Origin of the sequence: Pseudomonas sp., from assembly GCF_037994325.1 — a bacterium.
Classification (GTDB): Bacteria; Pseudomonadota; Gammaproteobacteria; order Pseudomonadales; family Pseudomonadaceae; genus Aquipseudomonas.
On sequence record NZ_JBBNAH010000698.1, the window covers coordinates 1 to 2,365 of the forward strand.

A 2,365-nucleotide genomic window follows, 5' to 3' on the forward strand; every position below is an offset into this window, starting at 1 on the left:
ACGCCGCTGTCACCGCCGGCAGCGGGCCCAAGCCTTGGCCGAAGGTGGAATAAAACGGCAGCAGCAGGCCAAACAGGGCAATCGAAGGAATGGTCAGCACCACTGTGGCACTCGCCTGCAACGGGCCGGCCACCTGCGGAAAGCGCGTCATCAACACGCCCAGCGGCACACCCACGACAATCGCCAACACCACCGCCACGCCCACCAGGGCGATATGCTCGCCAGTCAGGTGCAGCACCTGGCTCCAGTCGATATGGGTAAAGGCCGTCATAAAGTCCATATCACTGCCCTCCTTTGATCAGCTGGCGTTCGCGCAAAAATGCCTCGGCAACGGCAGCGGGTGTTTGCCGTTCAACGTCCACACGGGCGTTCAGGCCGCGCATGGTGGCGTCGTCCAGGCTGTCGGCCAGGGGCTTGAGCAATGCTTCAAGCTCTGGATGTGCCTTGATGTACTCGGCGTTGGCCACGGGGGCGGCGGTATAAAACGGGAAGTAGCCTTTGTCGTCCTTAAGCAGGCGCAGCTTGAAAGAGTCCAGGCGGCCATCGGTGGTGTACACCAGGCCGACAAATACCTGATCGTTACGCAAGGCGGTGTAGACCAAACCGGGGTCCATCTGCCGCACTTCGTCGCGGGAAAACTGCAGGCCGTACTCTTTGACCAAACCGGCCAAGCCGTCAGAGCGGTTGGCGAATTCGATATCCAGCGCCAACAGGTGATCGTCCTCCTGCTCGCTTTTCAGCAGGCCGGCGAGGTCACTGATGCTGCGTACATCGGGATGGGCCTCGGCAACCTTTTCCGGCAATGCCAGGGCGTAAGTGTTGTTGAAGTTGGTCGGCGCCAACCACACCAGACCGGACTTGGCGTCCAAGGCTTTTACGCGCTGATACGCGGCGTCTTTATCCAGGCGCTCGGTAATGTGGTTGTAGGCCACCAACGAGGTGCCGGTGTATTCCCAGGTCAGGTCCAGTTGCCCAGTCTTTACCGCATTAAAGGCAATGGTGCTGCCCAGGTTGCCGGTGATGGTCGGTTGGTAGCCGTGGCTTTGCAGGTACTTGGCGGTCAGCTCGGCCAAAATCGCCTGCTCGGTAAACACCTTGGCACCAATGCGGATCGGGCCCGGTTCGGCCTGTGCCACGCCAGTCAACAACAGACCGAGCAACACCAGGGGAAGGGAAAACGTCTTCATCAAAACTCCTTTGCTTAGCGGCCGGCTCAATGCACCAGCCCCCGCTCAAACCACAGGCGGCTGGCCAACGCCACAGCGCCATCGAGCAACAACGCCAGCAAGGCCGTGGTGGCCGCGCCGAGGATCAGCAACGGTTGGTTTTCCAGGGCGATGGCCGGAAAAATCAGGCTGCCCAAACTGTTCGCGCCGATCAGAAACGCCAACGGCGCGGTGCCGACGTTCAGCGCCAACGCCACCCGCACGCCGCCGACAATAATCGGCACGGCATTGGGCAACTCCACCTGCCACAGCACTTGCTTGGGCGTCATACCAATGCCGGTGGCCGCCTCCTTCAACGAAGCGGGCACCGCGCGCAGGCCTTCATAGGTGTTGCGCACAATCGGCAGCAACGAGGCGAGAAACAACGCCAGAATCGCCGGCCCATTACCGATGCCGACAATCGCCAAGGCAATGGCCAACACCGCCAGCGGCGGCACCGTATTGGCCACGTTAAACACCTGCATAAAACGCTCAGCGCGCTGCTCAACACCGGGGCGGCTAAGCAGCACGCCAGCCGGCACGCCGACTAGCAACGCCGCCAGCATCGACGCCGCCACCAAGAGCAAATGCGCCTGCAGATAAAACAGCAAATCTTCGCGGTGCTGAACGAGAACGGCAGGGGTGATCCAATGGACCAGCAAGGCCAAAACCGCGGCGCTGAACACCGCACCGACGACCACCTTGCTCCAGGTTTTAAACATGTTGCGACTCCCTTCAAATACGGTAAAAACCTGGCCAGCGGGCGCCAACCAACCGCATCGAATGACTATAAATCGCTTGAAATCAAAGACTTGAAATAGCGACACACGAGGACTGGACCCCCCGCACGCCGCTTCGGTTCAATAAAGTTGAGCGCAATGCCACTACGGGCAGGCTGATTTCGCTCCTGGCCTGCACTAACTTCTGCGTGCTTCTAACCGTCGTTCACCCCGCCGCCCCGCAGCCTACAAGCCTGCGGGCGGTAGCTGGCTGTGAGGTCTTTTTTATCGGGTCATAGTTTGGGTTCCAAAATGCAAAGTAGCCAGCAGGCTACAAGCGAGACTATGATCAACGTACTCACCCAGACACCCGAGTTCGGCGCCTGGCTCGACAACCTCAAGGATATTGAGGGAAAGATGGCGATCCTGACCCGCCTGTAC

The 2,365-nt window shown here is 60.0% G+C and carries 2 protein-coding genes and 1 pseudogene; all 3 read right to left on the reverse strand.

Annotation, left to right across the window (positions count from 1 at the left end; genetic code table 11):
* A pseudogene (locus AAAB16_RS23000) lies at positions 1-280 on the reverse strand (choline ABC transporter permease); the annotation flags it as partial.
* A gap of 1 nt (position 281) precedes the next feature.
* Positions 282-1,187: a glycine betaine ABC transporter substrate-binding protein gene (locus AAAB16_RS23005; protein ID WP_340665432.1), complete on the reverse strand. Its 906-nt coding sequence runs from the start codon at positions 1,185-1,187 to the stop codon at positions 282-284.
* Between the two features lie 26 nt (positions 1,188-1,213).
* Entirely contained in the window at positions 1,214-1,927 is a 714-nt protein-coding gene (locus tag AAAB16_RS23010) for an ABC transporter permease (protein ID WP_340665433.1), read from the reverse strand.
* Positions 1,928-2,365: the final 438 nt, after the last annotated feature.

Coding starts and splice junctions, on each gene's coding strand:
- AAAB16_RS23005 (WP_340665432.1), bottom strand. CDS start 1,187: ATGAAGACGTTTTCCCTTCCCCTGGTGTTGCTCGGTCTGTTGTTGACT.
- AAAB16_RS23010 (WP_340665433.1), bottom strand. CDS start 1,927: ATGTTTAAAACCTGGAGCAAGGTGGTCGTCGGTGCGGTGTTCAGCGCC.